The 15,618-nt window shown below is 72.1% G+C and carries 15 protein-coding genes; 5 read left to right on the top strand and 10 right to left on the bottom strand.

The window, feature by feature from the left end; all coding sequences use genetic code 11:
- Positions 1–47 precede the first annotated feature (47 nt).
- Complete coding sequence (locus Drose_RS30685; RefSeq protein ID WP_260724756.1) at positions 48–380, bottom strand: hypothetical protein; 333 nt, start codon at positions 378–380, stop codon at positions 48–50.
- Positions 381–622: 242 nt separating this feature from the next.
- Between Drose_RS30685 and Drose_RS30680 the strand changes: the two genes are divergently transcribed.
- Complete coding sequence (locus Drose_RS30680) at positions 623–1,114, top strand: DUF3145 domain-containing protein (protein WP_260724755.1); 492 nt, start codon at positions 623–625, stop codon at positions 1,112–1,114.
- Between the two features lie 38 nt (positions 1,115–1,152).
- Positions 1,153–2,859: a glycoside hydrolase family 3 N-terminal domain-containing protein gene (locus tag Drose_RS30675; RefSeq protein ID WP_390891255.1), complete on the top strand. Its 1,707-nt coding sequence runs from the start codon at positions 1,153–1,155 to the stop codon at positions 2,857–2,859.
- Between the two features lie 221 nt (positions 2,860–3,080).
- Here the strand turns inward: Drose_RS30675 and Drose_RS30670 are convergent, their stop codons facing one another.
- The 7 genes from Drose_RS30670 to Drose_RS30640 all read right to left on the bottom strand — a co-directional run bounded on the left by Drose_RS30670 (position 3,081) and on the right by Drose_RS30640 (position 10,670).
- On the bottom strand, positions 3,081–4,490 hold the full coding sequence (locus tag Drose_RS30670) for an acyl-CoA carboxylase subunit beta (RefSeq protein ID WP_260724753.1): 1,410 nt from the start codon (positions 4,488–4,490) through the stop codon (positions 3,081–3,083).
- 8 nt (positions 4,491–4,498) lie between these two features.
- Complete coding sequence (fabF, locus tag Drose_RS30665; RefSeq protein ID WP_260724752.1) at positions 4,499–5,716, bottom strand: beta-ketoacyl-ACP synthase II; 1,218 nt, start codon at positions 5,714–5,716, stop codon at positions 4,499–4,501.
- A gap of 77 nt (positions 5,717–5,793) precedes the next feature.
- Positions 5,794–6,039, bottom strand: coding sequence for an acyl carrier protein (locus Drose_RS30660; protein WP_260724751.1), 246 nt, complete (start codon positions 6,037–6,039; stop codon positions 5,794–5,796).
- A 53-nt stretch (positions 6,040–6,092) separates the two neighbouring features.
- Positions 6,093–7,040 (bottom strand): beta-ketoacyl-ACP synthase III, encoded by a 948-nt coding sequence (locus Drose_RS30655; RefSeq protein WP_260724750.1) that lies wholly within the window; start codon positions 7,038–7,040, stop codon positions 6,093–6,095.
- Positions 7,037–8,197 carry an acyltransferase domain-containing protein gene (locus tag Drose_RS30650; RefSeq protein ID WP_260724749.1) on the bottom strand — a complete coding sequence of 387 codons (1,161 nt, stop codon included), beginning with the start codon at positions 8,195–8,197 and terminating at the stop codon, positions 7,037–7,039. Before Drose_RS30650 ends, Drose_RS30655 begins: the two co-directional genes overlap by 4 nt.
- Before the next feature lie 174 nt (positions 8,198–8,371).
- Positions 8,372–9,565, bottom strand: a complete 1,194-nt coding sequence (locus Drose_RS30645) for a PucR family transcriptional regulator (RefSeq protein WP_260724748.1) — start codon at positions 9,563–9,565, stop codon at positions 8,372–8,374.
- An 85-nt stretch (positions 9,566–9,650) separates the two neighbouring features.
- A complete protein-coding gene (locus Drose_RS30640) occupies positions 9,651–10,670 on the bottom strand; it encodes a glycoside hydrolase family 5 protein (protein ID WP_260724747.1) in 1,020 nt (339 codons plus the stop codon).
- Positions 10,671–10,824: 154 nt separating this feature from the next.
- Here Drose_RS30640 and Drose_RS30635 point away from each other — a divergent pair, with 154 nt between their 5' ends.
- Entirely contained in the window at positions 10,825–13,041 is a 2,217-nt protein-coding gene (locus tag Drose_RS30635) for a HelD family protein (protein ID WP_260724746.1), read from the top strand.
- A gap of 11 nt (positions 13,042–13,052) precedes the next feature.
- On the opposite strand, the gene Drose_RS30630 is transcribed toward Drose_RS30635, so the two are convergent.
- Both Drose_RS30630 and Drose_RS30625 read right to left on the bottom strand, forming a co-directional pair.
- Positions 13,053–13,460 carry a hypothetical protein gene (locus Drose_RS30630; RefSeq protein ID WP_260724745.1) on the bottom strand — a complete coding sequence of 136 codons (408 nt, stop codon included), beginning with the start codon at positions 13,458–13,460 and terminating at the stop codon, positions 13,053–13,055.
- 11 nt (positions 13,461–13,471) lie between these two features.
- The gene (locus Drose_RS30625) at positions 13,472–14,365 is read right to left on the bottom strand and encodes a ParA family protein (RefSeq protein WP_260724744.1); all 894 of its coding nucleotides are present in this window, start codon (positions 14,363–14,365) and stop codon (positions 13,472–13,474) included.
- Between the two features lie 193 nt (positions 14,366–14,558).
- Here Drose_RS30625 and Drose_RS30620 point away from each other — a divergent pair, with 193 nt between their 5' ends.
- Both Drose_RS30620 and Drose_RS30615 read left to right on the top strand, forming a co-directional pair.
- Complete coding sequence (locus Drose_RS30620; protein WP_260724743.1) at positions 14,559–15,149, top strand: MarR family transcriptional regulator; 591 nt, start codon at positions 14,559–14,561, stop codon at positions 15,147–15,149.
- Complete coding sequence (locus tag Drose_RS30615; RefSeq protein ID WP_260724742.1) at positions 15,146–15,610, top strand: hypothetical protein; 465 nt, start codon at positions 15,146–15,148, stop codon at positions 15,608–15,610. The genes Drose_RS30620 and Drose_RS30615 overlap by 4 nt, the downstream gene beginning before the upstream one ends.
- Positions 15,611–15,618: the final 8 nt, after the last annotated feature.

Raw genomic sequence — 15,618 nt, 5'->3', positions numbered from 1 at the left:
TGACAGCCGCCGGGGGAGCCCTCCGGCGGCTGTCGTTCGGCTGAAGCTCAGGCGGCTTCGAGCACACCCGCCTCGATGAGGCGCTTCTCGGTCGCGTCCCAGCCGTGGCTCGGGTTGGCGGCGGCGAGCGCCTGCAGCTCGGCGCGGATCTTGGTGGCGTGACCGGCACCGGCGAGCACGCGGATCTCCTCGACGAAGGCGTCGGAGGCGGTGCTGAGGTGGTTGGTCTTGCCGTTGGTCAGATTGCGCACGTAGACGTGCTTGCCGTTGTTGAGCGGGATGAGATATTTGAACTCACCCAGGACGCTGAGAGCGCCGGCTGCTCCGGCCTGACCCGCGCGGACTGAGGCCCGCGCGGTCTTCGAGGTGTTGCTCGCCACGGGCGGGAACTCCTTGTCGAGGCGTGAAGTGCAGAGACGCCCAAAACTGTAACACCCCGGCCGGGTAACCTTTCGGGCCCACCGAGCGTTGCACAATTCGTAGGACCCGAGTTGGCGATTCTCTGGCGCACCGCGCGCATCATCGTCATCATGAGTCCCAACAGCAAAGTCGCTGCCCGGGCTTGACCCATGGAGCGCGAGGTCGTAGGGGAAGACGCACCTCGGTCTCCGGGAGGTCCTTCGTGCCCACGCGTGGCGTCATATACGTTCACTCGACTCCGCTCGCCGTGTCCTCGCACGTCGAGTGGGCGATCGCTCGCGTCCTCGGCGCGCCGGTCCGCCTCGAGTGGTCGGTGCAGCCTGTCGAGCCCTCGGCCCGGCGGGCCCAGTGCTCGTGGACCGGCGCGACCGGCACCGGTGCGGAGCTGGCCGCCGCGCTGCGGCAGTGGCCGATGATCCGCTTCGAGGTCACCGAGGACGCGAGTCCCGGCGTCGACGGCGAGCGGTTCATGCACGTGCCCGGCCGCGGACTGTTCCGCGGCTCCACCAGCGCCAACGGCGACATCGTCCTGTCCGAGGACCGGCTGCGCAGCCTGGTCGCGGGCGCCCGCGGCTACGAGACCCTCGCCCACACGCTGGAGAAGGCGCTCGGCGCGCCGTGGGACGCGGAGCTCGAACCATACCGCCACGCCGGAGACGGTGTCCCGCTCACCCTCCTCACCCGAGTCGGGTAGCCGCTCCCGAGTTGGGGAACTTGCCCGTGCATGGTTGAGTGGCGGGTGTGCCGGCCCTTCGCAAGATCTCGACGACCGCCGTCCTGGCGCTCGCCGTGCTGGTCAGCGGGTGCTCCGACACGGGGTCGTCCGCACCGGCGCCGTCGAGCAGCCCGCCCGTTTCCGCCGTCGTCCCGGGCTCGGACCCGGCCCGGCAGGCCGCCGAGCTCGCCGCGAAGCTCACCGACGAGGAGTTGGTCGGCCAGGTCCTGATGCCGTATGCCTACGGCAACGACGCCGACAAGGTGTCGTCCGGCTCGGTGTCGGCGAACAAGGCCTACGCGGGCGCGTCCACGCCCGCGGAGATCGTCAAGAAGTACCATCTCGGCGGGGTCATCCTGGTCTCCAGCAGCGCCGACGACCCGACCGCCGGCACCAACAAGACCACCAACGTCGAGTCGCCGGCCCAGGTGGCGAAGCTCACGGGCGGCCTCCAGACGGCGGCGCTGAGCCTGCCCGCCCGGGTGCCGCTGCTGATCGGCACCGACCAGGAATACGGTCAGGTCACCCGGATCAAGGACGGCATGGTCCAGCTACCCAGCGCGATGGCACTCGGCGCCGGTGACGACCCGAAGGTGACCGAGGCCGCGTGGAACGCGGCCGGCGCCGAGCTGGCCGCCCTCGGGATCAACCTCGACTTCGCCCCCGACGCCGACGTCCTCGGCGCGCAGCCCGGCGGCGTCGTCGGCTCCCGCTCGTTCGGCAGCGACCCCCAGCGGGTCTCGGTCCAGGTCGGGGCCGCCGTGCGGGGCCTGCAGTCGGCCGGGGTCGCGGCCACGGTGAAGCACTTCCCGGGTCACGGCCACACGACCGTCGACAGCCACAACAGCCTGCCCGTGCTCAACCAGGACCTGCGCAGCCTGGAGGCCGGCGATCTGCCGCCGTTCGTCGCCGCGCAGGAGGCCGGCGTCGGACTGATCATGTCCGGCCACCTCGACGTCAAGTCCATCGATCCCGGCGTGCCGGCCTCGTTCTCCAGCAAGGTGCTGATCGACCTGCTGCGGACGAAGCTGGGGTATGCGGGGGTCGTCGTCACCGATGCCCTGAACATGGAGCCGGCCGAGCGGTGGTCGGCGGGCGAGGCGGCGGTCCGGGCGATCCTCGCCGGCAACGACATCCTGCTGATGCCGCCGAGCCTGTCGGCGGCCTACAAGGGCCTGCTCGACGCCGTGCGCTCGGGTCGGTTGCCGAAGACCCGCATGGTCGAGGCGGCGACCCGGATCCTCACCCTGAAGTTCCGGCTGGCCGAGGTGCCGAAGCCGGAGATGTCCGTCGTCAACGGCGCGGCCGGCAAGGCGGCCGCCCGGGCCGGCGCGGCGGCCGGGATCACCGTGTTCCGCGGCCCGTGCCAGGGCGCGCTGGTCACCGGCCCGGTCCGGGTGACCTCCGCGGGCAGCGAGACGGCGCGGGGCTGGCTGGAGGCGGCGCTGCAGGCGGCGGGTGCCGACGTGGTGCGGCAAGGCGGCACGGAGGTCCGCCTGATCGGCTACGGCAAGGGGTCGTCCGACCTGTCCCAGTCGGCGGCGGTGACCGTGGCGCTGGACACCCCGTATGTGCTGCGGTCGGCGAAGGGCACCCTGCTGGCGACCTACTCCTCGTCCAACGCCTCGATGCAGGCGCTCGCCGACGTCCTGGTCGGCAGGGCGAAGGCGCCGGGCAGGTCCCCGGTCCCGGTGCAGGGCCTGCCCGCGACCGCCTGCGCGTGACGGTGGTTGGCACGACCGGGGAATGGGTACGTGGGAGGCGGTTCCGGGCACGGGCGGTTCGGGTTCCCGGCGTGGTGGTCGACCTGAGCTGGGAGCGGGGGACCGGTGCCTGGTCCTCGTCGGCGGACTGACCAGCCTCGCCGGTGCGCTGGCCCGGACGTAGTCAGGAACCGGCCCACGGCCGGCGATCGCCGTCCGCGCGGCCCGAAACCGTTCCGGCTCTACAGCGGGATGTTGCCGTGCGCGCCGCGCGCCGCCGGGGCGCCGGCCAGCGCGCCCGCGATGCGGCGGCGGGTCTCCTCGGGCTGGACCACGTCGTCGATGACGCCGATCTCCAGCGCGCGGTTCACGCCGCCCGCGACCTCGAGCTGCTCCTGGACGAGCTGCGCGCGCAGTTCCTCGCGCGCCCCGGGCTGTGCCGCCGCCAGCTTCTTGCGGTGCAGGACGTTCACCGCCGCACTCGCGCCCATGACCGCGACCTCCGCGTTCGGCCACGCGAACACGGCCGTCGCGCCGAGGGAGCGGGAGTTCATCGCGATGTACGCCCCGCCGTAGGCCTTGCGGGTCACGAGCGTCACCCGCGGTACGACCGCCTCGGCGAAGGCGTGCAGCAGCTTCGCGCCGCGGCGCACCACGCCGTCCCACTCCTGGCCGAGACCGGGCAGGTAGCCGGGGACGTCGACCAGGACGATCAGCGGCACGCCGAGCGAGTCGCACATGCGCACGAACCGGGCCGCCTTCTCCGCGCCGGCCGCGTCGAGGCAACCGCCGAGGCGGAGCGGGTTGTTCGCGATGACGCCGACGGTACGGCCACCGAACCGCCCCAGGGTCGTGACGATGTTCGGCGCCCACTTCGCGTGCAGCTCCACGCCCGGCGCGTCGAGCAGGCTCTTGACCAGGGGCTTCACGTCGTAGGCCCGGTTGGTCTCGGCCGGCAGCAGCGCGCCGAGGTCGACGTCCACCACGTCGTCGGGACAGATGCGACCCTGCTTGCCCAGCAGCGAGGCGAGCTCGCGGGCGTGGGCCAGCGCCGACTCGTCGTCCTTGGTGGTCACGTGGACGACGCCGGAGCGGCGGCCGTGCGGCTCGGGGCCGCCCAGGCGCTCCATGTCGACCTGCTCGCCGGTGACGCTGCGGACGACCTCCGGGCCGGTGACGAAGATGCGGCCGGCACCGCTCATCACCACGATGTCGGTGAGCGCGGGGCCGTAGGCGGCACCGCCGGCGGCCGGGCCGAGCACCACCGAGATCTGCGGCACGCGCCCGGAGGCGCGGACCATGGCGGCGAAGACCTGGCCGACCGCGTCGAGCGCCACGACACCCTCGGCGAGCCGCGCGCCGCCGGAGTGCCACAGCCCGAAGACCGGCAACCGCTCGCGGACCGCGATGTCGATCGCGTCGACGATGTGGCGGCAGCCCTCGTCGCCCATCGCACCGCCCATCCTCGTGGCGTCGCTGGCGAAGGCGATCACCGGCGTGCCGTCGATCTGGCCGCGCCCGGCCAGCACGCCGGAGTCGTCGCGGGCCTGGAGCAGCCGCAGGGTGCCCCGGTCGAACAGCGCGCGGAGGCGCACCTCAGGATCGCGGTGGTCGACGGTCTCGATGCCGGACGGTGCGGACGTGAGCGTCACGAGGACTCCTATACGCGGGCGAAGACAAGCGCTGCGTTGTGACCACCGAAGCCGAACGAGTTGTTCAGTGCGGCCGGGATGTCGAGGGGACGCGCCTTGTGGGCGGCCACGTCCAGGTCGAGCTCGTCGTCCGGCTCGTCGAGGTTGATGGTCGGCGGCACGACCCCGTGATGGATCGCGAGGATCGTGGCGATCGACTCCACCGCGCCGGCGGCACCGAGCAGGTGGCCGGTCATCGACTTGGTGGACGTGATCACCGGATGGTCGCCGAGCGCGCGGTGCAGGGCCTTGATCTCGGCCAGGTCGCCGACCGGCGTCGAGGTGGCGTGGGCGTTGACATGCACGACGTCCGACTTGGCAACACCGGCGTCACGCAGCGCGAAGTCTATCGCACGCACAGCGCCGGCACCCTCGGGATGCGGCTGGACGATGTCGTAACCGTCCGAGGTCAGACCGGCTCCGGCGAGCCGTGCGTAGATGCGGGCGCCGCGCGCCCGGGCGTGGTCGGCACGCTCGAGGACGATGACGCCGGCGCCCTCACCGAGGACGAAGCCGTCACGGCCCTTGTCCCAGGGGCGGGAGGCGCGCTCGGGGTCGTCGTTGCGGATCGACATCGCGCGCATCGAGGCGAAGCCGGCGATCGGCAGCGGGTGGATCACGGCCTCGGTGCCGCCGGCGACGACGACGTCGGCCCGGCCGAGCCGGATGAGGTCGAGGGCGTGCGCGATGGCCTCGGCGCCGGTGGCGCAGGCGCTCGCCACGCAGTGGACGCCGGCCTGCGCGCCCAGCTCCAGGCCGACCCAGGCGGCGGGCCCGTTGGGCATGAGCATCGGCACGGTGTGGGGCGAGACCTTGCGCGGGCCGCTCGCCTCAAGGATGTCGTCCTGGTTGAGCAGGGTCTGCGCACCGCCGATGCCACTGCCGACGCTGACGGCGAGCCGCTCCTTCTCCACCTCGGGGGAGCCGGCGTCGGCCCACGCCTCGCGGGCGGCCACGATCGCCGTCATCTCCGAGCGGTCCAGGCGGCGGGCCTGCACACGGTCGATCTTCTCGGTCGGCTCGACGGCGAGCTGTGCGGCGATCCGGACGCTGAGCTGCGCGGCCCAGTCCTGGGTCAGCGCCGACACTCCCGACTTGCCGGCGAGCATCGCGTCCCAGGTGGACGCGGCGTCGCCGCCGAGGGGGGTGGTCGCACCGATGCCGGTGATGACGACCTCAACACTCACTGCTCAACACTCCTCTGAGCGGTCTTGGACAAGTCCCGGGGTTGCCGAGCCTTGCCCAAGACCGCGACGGCGGGCTATCAGGCCTGCGACTTGACGATGTACGACACGGCGTCGCCGACGGTCTTCAGGTTCGGCACCTCGTCGTCCGGGATCTTGACACCGAACTTCTCCTCGGCCGCCACCACGACCTCCACCATCGACAGCGAGTCGACGTCGAGGTCGTCGGTGAACGACTTCTCCTCGGCGACGTCGTCGGGGTTCACTCCGGCGACCTCTTCGAGGATCTCGGCGAGACCTGCGGCGATCTCTTCACGGGTGGGCATAGAGCTTTCCTTCCTTGGATTGACACGCTTGTGGAACAAGGATGAACGCAGGGCTACGGACAGCGGATGACTTGCCCCGCGTAGGTCAGGCCGCCACCGAACCCGAACAGCAGCACCGGAGCGCCGGAGGGCACCTCACGCCGCTCGATCGCCTTGGACAGCGCGAGCGGGATACTCGCCGCCGACGTGTTCCCCGACTCGACGAGGTCCTTGAGGACGATCGCGTTGGGCATGTCGAGGCGCTTGGTGATGCCGTCGATGATGCGCGTGTTGGCCTGGTGCGCGACGAACGCGGCGATGTCCTTGCCCTGCACACCGGCCCGGTCGAGCGCGGCCTGTGCGTAGGGCGCGATGGCGGTGGTCGCCCAGCGGAAGACCGCCTGGCCTTCCTGCTTGATGTACGGCCGCCAGCCCTCGATCTTCAGCACGTCGCCCTTGTCGGGCGCGGAGCCCCAGACGACGGGCCCGACGCCGGGCTGCTCGCCCTCGCCGATCGCGGTCAGCACCGCCGCACCGGCCCCGTCGCCGAACAGCACCGCCGTCGTGCGGTCGGTCCAGTCGGTGACGTCGGACAGCTTCTCCGCGCCGATGACCAGCGCGTTGCGGGCGGCACCGGCGCGGATCGCGTGGTCGGCGCTGGCCAGACCGTAGCAGAATCCGGAGCAGGCGGTGTTGAGATCGTACGCGGCGGGCGCGTTGATGCCCAGTTTCGCCGCCACCCGCGTGGCCACGTTGGGGCATCGGTCGACCGAGCTGCAGGTCGCCACGATGACCGTGTCGATGTCACCTGCGGTCAGCCCGGACGCGGCGAGCGCCTTGCCGGCCGCCGCGGTCGCCATGTCGGCGACGGTCTCGGTGCCGGCGACCCGGCGCTGGGCGATGCCGACCCGGTCACGGATCCACTCGTCGTTGGTCTCGATGACCCTCGACAGGTCGTCGTTGGTCACCACCTGGGAGGGTTGGTAGTGTCCGAACGCAAGGATCTTCGAGCCGAGGTTCACAGTTGACCTCCAATACGGGCGAGCGGCTGGCCGGGCGCGACCGGGTCGTCGAGGTTCGCGAGCCATTCGGTGAGCACGCCGCCGTCGTGTGCGGTGACGTCGACCGGCCCCTGCCGGGTCTGGATCGCCCCGATGAGCTGGCCGGTGCTCACGGGTGAGCCCTCGGTCAGGTCCGGAAGCGGCGTGAACGTGCCGGCGGTGCCGGAGACGACGACGCTGAACTCGGGGTGCGGCTCATGCGTCGGCGCGGTGCCGTGGCGCGCGATCGTGTCCCGTGCGGCGGTCAGGTCGTCCGGCGTGTTGACCTGGACGATCTCGATGCCCTTGAGGGTCCGCTTGGCCAGGCCGGCCAGCGTGCCGGCCGGCGCCAGCTCGATCACCGCGGTCACGCCGAGGTCGGCCAGGGTCTGCATGCACTGGTCCCAGCGCACCGGCACGGTGACCTGGCGGACCAGGCGCAGCAGCATGGTCGGGCCGTGGTCGACGGCGGTGCCGTCGCGGTTGGACAGCAGGATCTTGCCGGGCGTGCCGGGTGTGATGCCGGCGGCGACCTTGCCGAGGGACTCCTCGGCCGGTGCCATGTACGGCGTGTGGAACGCCCCGGCGACCTTGAGCGTGATGACACGTGCCCGGGCGGGCGGGTTGGCCGACAGCTTCTCCAGCCCGGCGACCGCGCCGGCGGCGACGATCTGGCCCGCGCCGTTGCGGTTGGCCGCGTACAGCCCGGCGGCCTCGATCGCCCTCAGGACCTCGTCCTGGTCGCCGCCGAGCACGGCGCTCATGCCGGTCGGCTCGAGTGCGCACGCCGCGGCCATCTCGCGCCCGCGGACCCCGGCGAGGGTGACCGCGGCCTCCGGGGTGAGCACCCCGGCGAGCGCGGCGGCCGCCAGCTCGCCGACGCTGTGCCCGGCGACGACGGTGGCGTCGTACATCGGAAGCTGCTCGGCGGTCAGCAGCGCGGCCGCGACCAGCAGCGGCTGCGTCTTGGCGGTGTCCTTGATCTCCGCTTCGTCGGCCGTGGTGCCGAGGTGCACCAGGTCGACCCCGGAAAGGGCCGACCACCAGCGCAGGCGCGCTTCGGCGCCGGGCAGCGTGAGCCACGGGGTGAGGAAACCTGGCTTCTGGGAACCTTGCCCGGGGGCGAGTACGGCAAGCACGTCTATGACTGTTCCGGATGCGGGACACGCAGGCGGGTAGCGCTACGCACCAAAGTGGACCACCTCGTTTGTAGGATCCCTACAAAAGATAGCGTGGTGTTGTGCCAACAGATCCACGCGGTTACCTGCCGCAACCTCCCGTTCACGTGGGCAGTGATCCTGGTGACATCCGGCTCACTGCGCCATCGGTGGTACAGCGGCCGGTGCGAACGGGTCCAGTCTGCCGATCGTGAGCGCGATGCGGAGCGCGAACGCGTCGCGTGGTACCAAGGGGGTGAAACCGGTCACCTCACCGATCCGCCGCAGCCGGTAGCGAACCGTGTTGGGGTGCACGAACAGTCCCCGGGCGGCGCTTTCCAGGACCCCGCCGCCGGCGAAGAAGGCGTCCAGCGTCTCCAGCAGTTCACCGCCGGCCCGCGCCAGCGCGCCGTAGACCTCCTGCCGCAGGATCCGCCGGGCCTCGGCGTCCCCGGCCAGGGCACGTTCGGGGAGCAGGTCGGCCGCCGCGGCCGGGCGGGGCGCGGCCGGCCAGGCGGGCGCGGCCCGATAGCCGGCGAGTGCGGCCCGCGCCGACTCGGTCGCCTCGTCCAGTGACGGCACCGCCGGCCCGACCACGACCGGGCCCTCACCGAAGCCGACGAGCAGCCGCTCGGTCGCCGCCATCGGGTCCGCCGCGCCGCCGAGCACGACCACCAGGCGGTCGCCGTGCACCCCGCCGAGGATCTCCACGCCGATCCGGCGCGCGGCGCGGTAGACGGTGTGCAGCACCGCCGCCGCCTCCCCGCCCGGGGACCTGCCGACCGCCACCGCCACCGGGGCCGCGTCGGCCCAGCCCAGCGCCGCCGCGCGGCTGGCCAGCACGTCCGAGGAGTCGCCGCGCAGCAGCGCGTCCACCAGCAGTGCCTGCAAGCGGGCGTCCCAGGCGCCGCGGGTCTCCGCCGCCCGCGCGTACACCCGCGCCGCGCCGAAGGCGACCTCCCGGCTGTAGAGCAGCACCGCCTCCCGGATCGCGTCCTGCTCGCCGGGCGCGGCCAGGCGCGGTAGCTGCTGCTCGACGACCTCGATGGTGACCCGGATGAGCTGCACCGTCTGCCCCAGGTTGATCGACCGGGCCAGCGCCCGCGGCGCCGTGTCGAAGAACTCGTCGGAGATGTCCGGCGGCAGCGGCGCGCCCTTCTCCCGGCTGCGCACCCACTCGACCAGCGACCGGACCCCGGCCTGTGCGACCAGCATGACCCAGGCCCGCTGGTCCGCCGGCAACTCGCGGAACCAGGGCAGCGTCTCGTCCATCCGCGCCACGCTGGCGGTCGCGAGCGCACCCGCGGCCCGCTCGATGGACCGCACGCTGGCCTCGAGGGAGTTCGGCACCCGGACAGCTTTTCACGAGCCTCGAAGAGGCTGATCGTGTACCGGCTGTGCCGCACCCGGCCGGCGCCCGCCGTACCATCGCGGCTCAGCGCCGGGCGGCGCGCCAGAAGCCGCCGTAGACGCCGGCCTCCCGGGCCGTCGCCCGCAGGCCGTCCGGCCCGTCGATCAGCCGGTGTCCCCACACCGTCTCCCGGCCCGGACGGAAGCCGGAGACGACGTCGAGATAGTGGTACTCAGGGCTGTTGCCGCTCCACGACCAGCCCAGGTATCCGAGGTTGTGCGCCGCGCAGTAGGCCATGATCGCGTCCTCGTCCGGGTCGCCGTACTGGTGGATCATGGAGAACTCGCCGACCACGATCGGCAGCCGCCGCCGCACGAACGCGTCGAGGTACGCGGAGACCTTGTCGGCGGTGTTGAACGGGCCGTACATGTGTACGTCGAAGATCACATTGTGCTCGGGGTCGCTGTCGAACACCTCCGCGGCGTGGTCGTACATCACGTGGAAGGAGTCGTTGCCCCAGTTCGGCGCGTCGGCCATGATCGCATGCAGCAGGCCGGCCGCGCGGAGCCGCTTGATCGCCAGTTTCGTGTTGTCGACCCAGTCCGCGTTGATCGCGTGCCCGGACGGTTCGTTGGCGAGGTTGATGATGACGTACGACTCCTGGCGCAGCAGCACCTTCTTCAGGCCGAGCCAGTAGTCGACCGCCTCGCTGATCGTCGCCGCGCCGGACTCGGTGCCCCAGCCCATCGTGTCGTGCACGTCGAGCACGCAGATCAGCCGGGCCGCCTTGCACCGGGCGATCACCGAGGCCACCTCGCCCGGCGTCGTGGCCGCCCACTTGTGACCGCTGGACAGCGAGACCCGCACCGAGTTGGCCCCGGCGGCCTTGATGTCGTCGAAGACCGACGCCGGCCCCCGGCCGAACGCGTAGCCGTGGTTCACCCCGCGCAGGACGAGCGGCTCGCCGCCGGCCTCGACGAGCGTGCCGCCGACGGCCTTGATGCCGGTCGCCCCGTAGGCGGGTGAGGGGGAGACGTAGGCCGCACCCAGCAACGACAACAGGAGGGCGGGAAACGCCATCTTGACGGCGAGTCGCGTGACCACGGCCCGCGAGCTACCCCCTGGGTCGCCACCTACCCGTTTTCATGAGGTGAACCACCCGGCGTGGGAATCGACCGGGCTCCCTGACTCAAGGTAACGTGAGCGAACCGTCGAAGTAGTACGCACAGTGCGTAAAGATCGCGGGAGGCGGAACCCGTTGGAGTCCAAGGCAGCGGAGCTCGCCGCCGAACAACAGCACTTCGACCTGGCTCACAAGCACCGGGAGCGGCTGCGCGCCGAGCTGGGGGAGACCCCTGACGCGGCCGCCAACGCCGGCACGGGCCGGCGGCTCGCCATCTTCCGGCGCAACCGCAAGGAGGCGCTCGCCCAGCCCGGCGAGGGCGTCGCGGTCGGCCGGATCGACACCGCCGACGACGAGGTCTACTACGTCGGCCGTGACCGGATCGTCGACGATCAGAACCAGATCCTGGTCGTGAGCTGGAAGACCCCGGTCGGCGGCCTGTTCTATGAGGCGAGCGTCGAGGAGCCGCGCGGCCTGCGGCGCAAGCGGACCTTCCGCTGCGACGGCAACCGGATCCTCGACTTCGACGACCTCGTCTTCCAGCAGCTCGCCGCCGCCGTCTCCGCGCTGGAGCCGGCGCCGACCGAGCTGCCCGACGGTGCGCTGCTCGCCGAGCTGGACCGCGAGCGGACCGGCTCGATGCGGGACATCGTCGCCACGATCCAGGCCGCGCAGCACCGTCTCATCCGCACGCCGCTCGACCGGCTCCTCGTCATCGAGGGCGGCCCCGGCACCGGCAAGACCGCCGTCGCCCTGCACCGGGTGTCCTGGCTGCTGTACAACCATCGCGACCAGCTCCGCCCGCGGGACGTCCTGGTCGTCGGGCCCCACCCGGCGTTCACCCGCTACATCCGGTCGGTCCTGCCCCTCCTCGGCGACACCGACGTCGAGCAGCTCGACATCGACCAGCTCGGACCGGCCGTGCAGCGCGGCCGGCCGGAGCGCCCGCAGATCCGCCGGATCAAGGGTGAGGCGCGGATGGCGCGGCTGCTGGCCCGGGCGCTCGACGCCAGGATCGGCACGCCGGAGCCCGCCGAGCGGATGCTCTTCGACGGCCGGTTCATCACGCTGTCCGGGGTGGAGGTCGCGGCCGCGGTCGCCGACGCCCGGCAGGCCGGCGGCCCCTACGCGCAGCGCCGCCAGCGCCTCCGCGCCCGCCTCGCCGACCTGGTTCGCGAGCGCGGCGGCCCGCCCGAGCCGGAGCGGCTCGCCCCGGTCGAAAACCTTCTCGAGCGGCTCTGGCCGCTGCAGAGCGCCCCGGCGTTCCTGCGCGGCCTGTTCGGCTCGACCGCCCGCCTCGCCAACGCCGGCGGCGACGAGTTCACCGCCGAGGAACTGGCGCTGCTGCACCGCCGGGGAGCCGACCGGCTGTCCGCGGAGGTCTGGAGCGTGGCAGACGTGCCGCTGCTGGACGAGCTGGAGGAGCTGCTCAACGGCGTCTCCCGCCGCTTCCGCCACATCGTGGTCGACGAGGTGCAGGACCTGTCGCCGATGCAGTTGCGCGCCGTGGCCCGCCGCTCCTCGACCGGCTCCCTGACCATCGTCGGCGACCTGGCCCAGTCCACCGGCGCATGGGCCCGCGACCACTGGGAGGAGGTCACCGAGCACCTGCCCTCGGCGCTGCCCATGGTGGTCCTCGGCCTGCGGTACGGCTACCGCGTGCCCCGCCAGGTGTTCGAGCTCGCCGCCCGGCTCCTGCCGATCGCCGCTCCGAACGTCCAGCAGACCCGGGTCGTCCGCGACGGACCCCGCGATCCCGGCGAGCACGTCGTGGAGCCCGGCGAGCGGCCCGGCCGGGTCGCCCAGCTCGCCAAGGAACACCTCGACGCCGGCCGCTTCGTCGGCATCGTCTGCCCGGCCGCCTGCCGCGCCGAGATCGAGTTCGCCCTGCACGCCAACGACCTGCCGTGGGGCCGCGCCGACCAGGGGGAGCTGGAGCGCTCGATCAACCTGGTGTCACCGCAGGAGGCGAAGGGCCTCGAGTTCGACGCGGTGATCGTGGTCGAGCCGGAGGAGATCGTCGCCGAGGACCCACGTGGCCACCGCCTGCTGTTCGTGGCACTGACCCGCACGATCCGGTACCTCGACGTCGTCTGCGCCGGCCAGGTGCTCCCGCTCGACCCGCCGGGCGACGTCACCGACCGGATCCCGCGCCAGCGGGTGGTCGTCGAGCCCGACCCGGACCCGACCGTGGAGCTGTCGTCGCTCGACCGCCTGGCCGAGGACCTGGCCGCACTCGTCAGCGCCGGCGCCCCGGTGACAGCGTGGGACGAGGTCCTCCAGCGCACGGCGGCGCTGCTCGACGAGCGCTCGGGCCGCAGCCGCCCGAAGGGCCGCCACCACCGCCCCTGAGGAACCGCGACCTAGCGAGCGGCCATCCGCGTAATCGCTTCCGAGTCCAGGCGGCGGCCGACGACCTGCTCGACGATCGCCGCGGTGACCTGGGCCTTGGTCGCCTTGCTGGCCACGGTCACCCCGAGCGTCTTGGCGAGGTCGCGCAACTGCGGGACGCCGAGCTTGAGGTCGGCCAGGTACTGCTCGCCCGCCGGCCGGTTGGCGATCTGCCGCAGCATCGACTCGACCTCACCGGCCGGGACCGGCAGCGGCTTGGCGGCCGCGGCGCTCTTCCGCGCCGGCCGGCCGCCCTTCGGCACCAGCTCCAGCTTCGCGGCGCCGTTGGCCAGGTCCTCCAGTTGGTCCGCGGGCAAGGTCCGGACGAAGGCGGCGACGGCGACGAGGACCTTCTGCGCGAGGTCGGCCGGGTCGGTCATGCGGGCACTCCTCAGATCCTGGTCCGCGCGAGGAACTCGCTGGTGAGCTGCTGCAGCTCGTATCGTAGGTTTTCGATCGCGGCGTTGCCCGGCGGGGCCAGCACCACCGGCAGACTACTCACCCCCGCCTCGGTGATCGCCGTCTTGCTGTCCCGCACGGTCTGCAGGAAGGCGGGAATCTCGATCTCGGCGGTTCGCTCGACCGAGGTGCGCTGCGAGTTGAGCGGCCCGGCCGCCGTCCACTGCACCATCGTGTAGATGACGCCGACGAGTTCCGGATTGATCGGCCGCGGCGCGATCGAGTTGTACTCCTCGACCAGCCGGGTGAGGCGACCCCTCAGGTAGTCGATGCCGAGCGTCGACAGGTAGTCGGGCCGCGCGGGCACGACGACGTGGTCGCTCGCCACGATCGCGGTCCGGGTGACCATGTTGAAGTTCGGCGGGCAGTCGATGAGCACCGAGTCGTAACCGTGGAACATCCGGTCGTCCAGGGCGTCCGCGAGGGCCCGGTGGACGGGGAGGTAGCGCGGGTGCTGTTTCAGGAACCGGGATCCGCCCAGGATCGCGGCCAGGTCGAGGTCGGTCTCGATCAACCCCAGGTGGGCGGCGAGGAGGTCCACCCGGCCCGGCACTTTGGCGTTGATCTCCTGCGGCGTGAGCACGTGCCGGTGCAGCGGCACCTCGGTCCGGCCGGCGATGAAGTCCCGGAACCAGTTCAGGATCGTCGATTGCTGCCGCTCCTCGAAGTCGGCCGGCCGGTAGAAGGAGAACGTGAGGCTGGCCTGCGGGTCCAGGTCGATCAGCAGCACCTTGCGGCCCCGTGCGGCCAGCTCGGCGCCGATGTTCGCGGTCACAGTGGTCTTGCCGACGCCGCCCTTGTAGTTGATCACGGAGACCACGCTCATCGTTGCAGCATGCCATTCACCGCCGCTCCGCCGCCGCTCCGCCGCCGCTCCGCCGCCGCTCCGCCGCCGCTCCGCCGCCGCTCCGCCGCCGCTCCGCCGCCGCTCCGCCGCCGCTCCGCCGCCGCTCGCCACCGGAGAGCTCTGCCGGCCGGATGGCCCACGTTTGCACTAGCTGCAAGATATGATGCAGACTGTGCAAGTAAGGTCTCGGCTGCTACCCCTGCTGCGCTCGCCGTTGATCGGCGAGCTGCTGGCCTGGCTGTTCCTGCACCCGGAGACGAGCAGTTCAGTGGTCGAATTGGCCCGCCGGTTCAAGGTTTCCCAGTCGACCATCAGCCGGGAGGTCAGCCACCTTGCGGCAGCCGGCCTCGTGCGCGAGGAGCGGCGGGGGCGGTTGCGCCTGGTCGGGGCGGATCTCAACAATCCGCTCGCCCGTCCGCTCACGGAACTGCTGGCGCTGACCTATGGCCCAGCGGCCGTCCTGACCGATCTGCTGTCGGGGATCGGTGGTGTCGACGAGGCGTACATCTACGGCTCGTGGGCGGCCCGCTACACCGGCACCGCCGGACCTGCGCCCCGCGACGTCGATGTGCTGGTGGTAGGCGACGCCGACGACGACGACCTGGCGGACGCGGCCCGGTCCGCCGAGCGGCGACTCGGCCGAGAGGTCAACGTGCATCGTGTCTCCGCCGCCGCGTGGCGGTCGGCGGACGACGATCCCTTCCTCGCGTCGGTGCGTTCCCGCCCGTCGTACCCGATCCTGGAGGCTGGAGACCGATCGTGAGATGGCAACAGGGGCGAGAGGCCCTGGACGGCATGATTGCTCGGGGTGAGCTGGAGCGCGTGCCGGCCAGCCGCGACCACGCCGACGTTCTGTTGGCCCAAGCCCGCCGGCATCTCGCGTCCGCGGACGCCATCGCGGACTCCGACCCGGCCGGCGCGTATCAGTTGCTCTACGACGGTGCCCGCAAATCGTTGGCCGCTGTGCTGGAGAACCAGGGCCTGCGGGCGACGAGCCGAGGCGGCCACATCGCGGTCCGCGAGGCAGTCACGGCGCAGCTCGATCCGCCGCTCGGCGGGGTGTTGCGCCCGTTCGACCGCCTCCGCCGTCGCCGCAACCAGGTCGAATACCCGTCAGCCTCGGCGCCGAGCATCAGCGCGGACGAAGTGGAGCGCGACGTTCCCAAGGTCGAACAGATCCTCGACCTGGCGGCCCGGGTTCTGGATCAGATGAGCCCGTTCTGAACGCCGCA

This window comes from Dactylosporangium roseum (assembly GCF_025264685.1).
Taxonomy (GTDB): Bacteria; Actinomycetota; Actinomycetes; order Mycobacteriales; family Micromonosporaceae; genus Dactylosporangium; species Dactylosporangium roseum.
This window is presented reverse-complemented; position numbering and strand designations above follow the sequence as displayed.